At 64.2% G+C, this 7,155-nt stretch carries 9 protein-coding genes and 1 pseudogene; 1 reads left to right on the top strand and 9 read right to left on the bottom strand.

Annotated features, from left to right (window positions below; genetic code table 11):
- From DCO45_RS22530 to DCO45_RS03115, 9 genes and pseudogenes are all read right to left on the bottom strand, one after another.
- Positions 1 to 218, bottom strand: a pseudogene (locus DCO45_RS22530) (protein TolA); the annotation flags it as partial.
- A gap of 11 nt (positions 219 to 229) precedes the next feature.
- Complete coding sequence (locus tag DCO45_RS03150) at positions 230 to 664, bottom strand: ExbD/TolR family protein (RefSeq protein WP_021027304.1); 435 nt, start codon at positions 662 to 664, stop codon at positions 230 to 232.
- 17 nt (positions 665 to 681) lie between these two features.
- Positions 682 to 1,380 carry a protein TolQ gene (gene tolQ / locus DCO45_RS03145; protein WP_021027305.1) on the bottom strand — a complete coding sequence of 233 codons (699 nt, stop codon included), beginning with the start codon at positions 1,378 to 1,380 and terminating at the stop codon, positions 682 to 684.
- Positions 1,377 to 1,790, bottom strand: coding sequence for a tol-pal system-associated acyl-CoA thioesterase (gene ybgC, locus DCO45_RS03140; RefSeq protein ID WP_116924447.1), 414 nt, complete (start codon positions 1,788 to 1,790; stop codon positions 1,377 to 1,379). The genes tolQ and ybgC overlap by 4 nt, the downstream gene beginning before the upstream one ends.
- 105 nt (positions 1,791 to 1,895) lie before the next feature.
- On the bottom strand, positions 1,896 to 3,080 hold the full coding sequence (locus tag DCO45_RS03135) for a pyridoxal phosphate-dependent aminotransferase (protein ID WP_116924446.1): 1,185 nt from the start codon (positions 3,078 to 3,080) through the stop codon (positions 1,896 to 1,898).
- Between the two features lie 148 nt (positions 3,081 to 3,228).
- Positions 3,229 to 3,765 (bottom strand): transcription antitermination factor NusB, encoded by a 537-nt coding sequence (gene nusB / locus DCO45_RS03130; protein ID WP_116924445.1) that lies wholly within the window; start codon positions 3,763 to 3,765, stop codon positions 3,229 to 3,231.
- Positions 3,762 to 4,223, bottom strand: a complete 462-nt coding sequence (gene ribH / locus DCO45_RS03125; protein ID WP_116924444.1) for a 6,7-dimethyl-8-ribityllumazine synthase — start codon at positions 4,221 to 4,223, stop codon at positions 3,762 to 3,764. The genes nusB and ribH overlap by 4 nt, the downstream gene beginning before the upstream one ends.
- 5 nt (positions 4,224 to 4,228) lie before the next feature.
- Positions 4,229 to 5,350, bottom strand: a complete 1,122-nt coding sequence (ribBA, locus tag DCO45_RS03120) for a bifunctional 3,4-dihydroxy-2-butanone-4-phosphate synthase/GTP cyclohydrolase II (RefSeq protein ID WP_116924443.1) — start codon at positions 5,348 to 5,350, stop codon at positions 4,229 to 4,231.
- Between the two features lie 132 nt (positions 5,351 to 5,482).
- Positions 5,483 to 5,773, bottom strand: coding sequence for a 2Fe-2S iron-sulfur cluster binding domain-containing protein (locus DCO45_RS03115; protein ID WP_116924442.1), 291 nt, complete (start codon positions 5,771 to 5,773; stop codon positions 5,483 to 5,485).
- Positions 5,774 to 6,143: 370 nt separating this feature from the next.
- Between DCO45_RS03115 and DCO45_RS03110 the strand changes: the two genes are divergently transcribed.
- Positions 6,144 to 7,061, top strand: coding sequence for an SDR family NAD(P)-dependent oxidoreductase (locus DCO45_RS03110; RefSeq protein ID WP_116924441.1), 918 nt, complete (start codon positions 6,144 to 6,146; stop codon positions 7,059 to 7,061).
- Positions 7,062 to 7,155 lie beyond the last annotated feature (94 nt).

Genomic DNA, 7,155 nt, shown 5'->3' with positions numbered 1-7,155 from the left:
GGCGGGGGCGGCGTCAGCGGCGCGGGCGCGACCTGCTCATTGGTGGGCGCCCACAGCTCGGCTTCGACCGAGGGCTGGTCGCTGTCGCGCGGGTTGCGCACGGTCCACAGCAGGGCGACGACCACCAGCAAGTGGGCCGCAGCCGCCACGGTCCAGGACTTGGTCCGTGACGGAGGTTTGGGAGGGGCAAGCTGATCGCGCTCTTGACGAGGAGACATGGGCACTCTTCTTATTGGCTGCCACCAGCCACTTGCAGGGCGACACGTTTGACACCGGCCTTCTGCAAGGTCGACATGGCATCGATCACCTTCTGGTAGGCCAGGTCCTTGTCCGCCACGATGAGCATGGCGCTGTCCTCAGGCGGGTTGTCCGCTTGCCAGGCCTTGGCCCGGTCGGCCAGGTCGCCCGCGGCCACGGCCTGCGTGACATTGCCGGTCTTGAGCTGGATCGAGCCGTCCTTGTCCAGCAGCACATGGGCAATGTTCTTGGTGGGCGGACGCTCGCTCTTGCCTGCCTTGGGCAGATTGATGGCGCCCGGCGTGAGCATGGGGGCGGTGACCATGAAGATGATCAGCAGCACCAGCATCACGTCGATGAAGGGCACCATGTTGATCTCGTTGACGGTGCGGCGGTTGCGTTTTCCGCGAGAGGCGACGGCCGGCATGGCTGTTTCCTTTGTATTTAGTGCGCAGCGTGCAGCGGCTGGGCACCCAGGTTGCGCTGCAAGATGTTGGAGAACTCTTCAATGAAGGTTTCTTGCTGGCTGGCGATGCGGTCAATGCCGCTGGAGAAGCGGTTGTAGGCAGTCACGGCGGGAATCGCCGCGAACAGGCCCATGGCCGTGGCCACCAGCGCTTCGGCGATGCCGGGCGCGACGGTGGCCAAGGTGATCTGCTCCATGCTGGCAAAGCCGGTGAAGGCGTGCATCACGCCCCAGACCGTGCCGAACAGACCGACATACGGGGAGACCGAGCCGATGGTGCCCAGCAGCGACAGGCCCGATTCGATCTCGTCCATCTCGCGCTGGAAGCTCGCACGCATCGCGCGGCGGGTGCCGTCGAGCAGGGTGTCGGGGTTGGTGATGTGGCGCTCGCGCAGTTTCTGGTACTCGCGCATGCCGCTGGCAAAGATGCGTTCCATCGGGCCGCAGGCTTTGACGTTGTGCATCGCGTTCTGGTAGAGCTCGTTGAGGCTGGAGCCGGACCAGAAGTCGCTCTCGAAGCTCTCATTCTTGTTCTTGATGGCTTTGAGCATGCCGACCTTGCGCAGGATCGTGGCCCAGCAGGCGACCGAGGCGGCCACCAGGATCAGCATCACGAGTTGCACCACCCAGCTGGCGTGCAAGACCAGGCTGGCAATGGACATTTCTTGGGAATTCATGAGATGGTTTGGATCAGGGATTGAGGAATTCTTGCCGGGCGCATGCTGAGGGCATCGACCCAGCCGATACGGATTGTGCCCTCACACAGCAGTTGAGGTGTATCTGTTGGTTGCTTCTGTTTTAAGAGCACGCGCTGCGCGATCTGCATCGAAGCGCGCCCCGCTTCTTGGAGCGCTGCCGTCACGATGAGTTCATCGTCCAGACGTGCAGGTTGTAAATATTTGATATGGGCTTCGCTGACCACAAACATGCCGCCCACCTGCTCGCGCAGGCGCTGCTGCTCCAGTCCCAGTGAGCGCAGCCATTCGGTGCGGCCCCGCTCCATGAACTTGAGGTAGTTCGCGTAGAACACGATGCCGCCGGCATCGGTGTCCTCCCAGTACATGCGGATCGGAAACTCAAAGGCCATGGCTATCGCCTTTCAAAGGGGCTTTATAGCGTGGCTGAAAGGTGGCGCTGCGCCGCACCCCTTGCGGGGCGACTGGCAGTGGGCAAGGCGCAGCGGTCTGCATCATCAGGCCAGCAGCTTGCGCAGCCGGGCAATGGCCTCTTGCAGCTGCTCCATCGAGTTGGCGGTCGAAAAGCGCACGAAGCGGCCGGTGTCATGGCTGCCAAAGTCGCGCCCCGGCGTGATGGCCAGGTGGGCCCGCTCCATCACCGCATAGGCAAAGTCCCAGGAGCCTTCCACGCCCAGCTTCTTGGCCGCCTGCGTGCAATCGGCCCAGGCGTAGAAAGCGCCATCGGGTGCGACCGGCACCGGCAGGCCCAGCGCTTCGAGCGCGGGGATGAAGTAATCGCGCCGGGCCTTGAACTCGGCGCGGCGGCGCTCGTACTCGGCAATGCTCTCGGGCGCAAAACAGGCCAGCGCTGCGTGTTGCGCAATCGTGCTGGCGCAGATGAACAGGTTCTGCGCCACGCGCTCGATCACCGGCACCAGGGCCTCGGGCACCACGGCCCAGCCCAGGCGCCAGCCGGTCATGTTGAAGTACTTGCTGAAGCTGTTGATCGAGATGATGTTGTCATCGATCGCGAGCGCAGTCTGGCCAAAGGCCTCGTCATAGGACAGGCCCAAGTAGATTTCGTCGATGATGGTCAGGCCGTCGCGGGCCTTGACCACCTCGTGGATGCGGCGCAGCTCCTGCGGCGCAATCGAGCTGCCCGTGGGGTTGGAGGGCGAGGCCAGCAGCACGCCACGGGTCTTGTCGCCCCAGGCGGCCTGCACCTTGTCGGCGCTCAGCTGAAAGCGCTCCTCGGCCGTCGTGGGCAGCAGCACCGCCTGGCCTTCTGCTGCGCTGACAAAGTGGCGGTTGCAGGGGTAGCTGGGGTCGGGCATCAGGATCTCGTCGCCGGCATCGATCAGCGACAGGCACACGAGCTGCAAGGCAGCCGATGCGCCGGCGGTGATGACGATGCGGCGCGCCGGCACATCGATGCCAAAGCGCTGCTTGTACCAGTCGGACAGCGCCTGGCGCAAGGGCTCGATGCCCAGCGCCGGGGTGTACTGCGTGCGGCCTTCGCCAATGGCGCGCTCGGCGGCCTGCTGCACCAGCTGCGGTGCGGTGAAGTCCGGCTCGCCGATGTTCAGGAAGATCATCGGCTCCGCGCTGCCCGCCACCTGGGCCGCCAGTGCCTGGGCGGCCTTGGCGACCTCCATCACATAAAACGGCTCAATGCGCTCGGCTCGGGTGGCGATTTTCATGGTCTTCAGCTTGGATCAGAGGGCTCCCACAGCGTTGGCGGCATATGGGCAAGCACGGAGTGTGCTATCAAAAGTATAACTGGCAGCGGCTAAGCCCTTAGAAAAACCGATGCCAGCGCGCAGGCATGGGCATCGGTGGTCAGGGCGATCAGGCCGCGTTGTTGCGGTCAGCAGTCACTTCGGCGGCGCGCAAGCTTGGGGCCAGCGCGTTGAGCACGGCGTTCACATACTTGTAGCCGTCGGTGCCGCCAAATTCCTTGGCCAGCTCGATACTTTCGTTGATGACCACGCGCCATGGCACATCCAGGCAGTGCTGGAATTCATAGACGCCAATCCACATGCAGGCATGCTCGATGGGCGAGATCTCTTCCATCTTGCGGTCCAGATGGGGCAGGATCTGCGCATTGAGCTGCTCGGCCGCCTCGATGCATCCGTGCAGCAGTGCGTCGTAGTGGGCAGCATCGGCCTTGTGAAAGCCCGCCAGATCGCGCGTGAACAGGTCGATCTCGGTGGCGCTGTTGCCGCTCAGGATGTACTGGTAGAGCGCCTGCAGCGCGAACTCACGCGAGCGGCTGCGGGTGGACTTGGAGGCGGCCTTGCGCGCGCCGGTGGAGGTCAGACCCTTGCGGGCCTGGCGCGGAGGGCGCTGGCTGGAGGAAGAGTCGCTCTGGTCGTTTTCGTTCATAGTGTTTTCAGCAGATTGGCCATCTCGACAGCGACGATGGCGGCATCGCGCCCCTTGTCGATCTGGCGGGCGATGGCCTGGGCTTCGTTTTCAGTGGTGAGGATGGCGTTGGCCACGGGGATCTGGAAATCCAGGCCGATGCGGGTGACGCCAGCGCCCGATTCGTTGGCCACCAGTTCAAAGTGGTAGGTTTCGCCGCGGATGATGCAGCCCAGCGCAATCAGCGCGTCGAATTCTTCGGATTCGGCCATGGCCTGCAGTGCCACGGGCACTTCGAGTGCGCCGGGCACTTTGACATGGCGGATGTTCTCGGCTTGCACGCCCATGGCGTCCAGCTCCTGCAGGCAGGCCTGGGCCAGGCTGTCGGTGATGCTTTCGTTGAACCGGGCCTGCACAATGCCGATGGCAAGCGCGCTGCCATCCAGGTTGATGGCACTGCCTTTTTCTGCTCCAAACATGCTGCTTATTCCTTGTTGATGTGTCCGGTGATCTCAAGCCCGTAGCCGGCCATGCTGGGCAGGCGGCGGGGCGCGCCCAGCAGGCGCATCTTCTGCACGCCACAGTCGCGCAGGATCTGGGCACCGATGCCATAGGTGCGCAGGTCCATGCGGCCGCGCTCGGGCGCTTGCGCAGCGCGTGCCTTGCCGTCGAACTGGCGGATCAGCTGGGAGGCGCTTTCATTGCAGTTGAGCAGCACGGCCACGCCGCAGTTTTGCTGCTGCAAATAGGCCAGGCTCGCGTCCAGGGTCCAGCTGTGCATCGCGCGGCCGCTCTCGAGCAGGTCCATCACCGACAGCGGCTCGTGCACGCGCACGGGTACATCGCTGACCGTCTGCACGCTGCCCTTGACCAGGGCCATGTGCACCGCGTGGCTGGCATGGTCCTGGTAGAGGTGGGCGGTGAATTCGCCATGCGCCGTCTGCAGCGGGCGGCTGCTGATGCGCTCGACCAGCGATTCGTGGCGGCTGCGGTATTCGATCAGGTCGGCAATAGTGCCGATCTTGATGCCGTGCTCGGCGCAGAACAGCTGCAGATCGGGCAGGCGGGCCATGGTACCGTCGTCCTTCATCACTTCGCAGATGACGGAAGAGGGCGAGCAGCCCGCCAGGCGCGCCAGGTCGCAACCGGCTTCGGTGTGACCCGCGCGCATCAGCACGCCGCCATCCACCGCCTGCAGCGGGAAGATATGGCCGGGCTGCACCAGGTCGCTGGCCTGGGCATTGGCGGCCACCGCGGCCTGCACGGTGCGGGCGCGGTCTGCGGCAGAGATGCCGGTGGTCACGCCTTCGGCCGCCTCGATCGAGACGGTGAAAGCGGTGGACAGCGGGGCGCCATTGTTGGCGGTCATCTGGCGCAGCTGCAGGCGCTCGCAGCGCTCGCGGGTCAGGGTCAGGCAGATGAGGCCCCGGCCCCACTTGGCCATGAAGTTGATGGCTTCCGGTGTGACATGGTCGGAGGCCAGCACCAGATCACCTTCGTTCTCGCGGTCGGCTTCATCGACCAGAACGACCATGCGGCCAGCGCGCATCTCGGCAACAATGTCCTCCACCGCAGAGATCGGCGCAGGGGTCAGGGGGCTGCTCATGGAATGCCTTTAAAGAACTTGTGTCGTGTCTGCGCGCAGATCTGCGGCGCGTGAGACAGTAAAAACCCCAATTTTAGACCAGCTGCTCCCCGGCTGGGCGGCTTTGGCGCTTCTGGGGACTGGCGCAGCGGGTCAATACTCGCCACGCATCAGCACCACATTGCCATCCGGATAGGCCACGCAGGGCAGGATGCAGCCCGCTTCCTTGTCCTCGGCGCTGAGCCCGGGCCATTCGATCTCGTAGTGCACACTGCCCGATTTCAATCGACCCACACAGGTGCGGCAGGTGCCATTGCGGCAGGAGCTGGGCCAGTCCACACCGCCTTCTTCCAGCGACTGCAGCAGCGGCGTGTCTGCCCAGGCATCGACCTGGATATCTTCGTTGTCGATCTGGGCGTTGTAGAGCTCGGGGGTGATGGGCATGGGGTGTGGATCCTAAAGGCCATATCAAAACCATAGCTGCCCAGCTAAGTGTGGTAAGCACTGATGCTGGATAGCAAGGATGAGGCCAGTTTTGCTGAAATTGCGGGCAATGTAACACGCGGCTAATAAAAACATGGGCTTAGCGGGTTAAATGGCCCGCGATGCGCAGTTATCCACATGGTTGTTCAGCCATTTTCGGGATAACCCTAGCGCACCGCTGGCCGCTGGCCTGCATTGTCGCCCCCGCGTCTGTCGCCCAAGCGGCGCGCAAAGCAAATGTGAACACGTACAGTGCGAATGCATCCGGGGCTGCAAGCCTCTTCCAACATTGGGCGGCACAAGCGCCCGCATGGTGTAAAGGTGCGAACGTATGGGTTTGGATTTCAGCGACAAGGTAGCAATTGTGACGGGGGCCGGCGGCGGGCTGGGGCGTGAACATGCGTTGGCGCTGGCACGGCGCGGGGCCAAGGTGCTGGTCAATGACCCGGGCGGCGCTGTGGACGGGCAGGGCAACTCGTCAGCGGCCGAGAAGGTGGTGCGCGAGATCGAGGCGCTGGGCGGCGTTGCCATGGCCAGCCATGCCTCGGTGACCGACTGGCCGGCGGTGCAGGCCATGGTGGCCCAGGTGGTCGAGCGCTGGGGCCAGGTCGATGTGCTGGTCAACAATGCCGGTACCTTGCGCGACAAGAGCTTTGCCAAGATGGAGATGGACGACTTCCGCGCCGTGCTGGAAGTGCATCTGATGGGCAGCGTGCACTGCTGCAAGGCCGTGTGGCCCTTTATGCAGGCGGCCCACTACGGCCGCATTCTGGTGACGACCTCGTCATCGGGCCTGTTTGGCAACTTTGGCCAGAGCAACTATGCCGCCGCCAAGATGGCGCTGGTGGGCCTGATGCAGACCCTGGCGCTGGAAGGGGCCAAGTACAACATCCATGTGAATGCGCTCGCCCCGACGGCCGCCACGCGCATGACCGATGGCCTGCTGGCGCCCGAGATGCTGCGCGCACTGCGGCCCGAGCTGGTGAGCCCGGCCATGCTGGCGCTGGTGCACGAGAGCGCGCCGACGCGGGCCATCGTCTGCGCCGGGGCCGGCAGCTTCGAGGCTGCGCACATCACAATGACGCGCGGGCTGCACCTGAGTGCTGACAGCGTACCGGTGGACGAGATGGATGCCCACCTGGCCCAGCAATGGGCCGAGCTGACCGACCGCCGGGGCGATATCGTGCCGGACAACGGTTTTGTGCAGGGCGACCTGGAAATCCGCAAGGCGCAGCAAAAGCTGCACTAAGGCGCCGGCCCGCGTTGGGTGGTTGGTCTGATCCCCCGGTGCCCCGGGGCCGGGCTTTGCAGTACAGAAAACAACAGCGCGGGCGATCGCTACA

The sequence above is a fragment of the Comamonas sp. JNW genome (assembly GCF_003105075.1).
GTDB classification, from domain to species: Bacteria; Pseudomonadota; Gammaproteobacteria; order Burkholderiales; family Burkholderiaceae_C; genus Comamonas; species Comamonas squillarum.
This window is presented reverse-complemented; position numbering and strand designations above follow the sequence as displayed.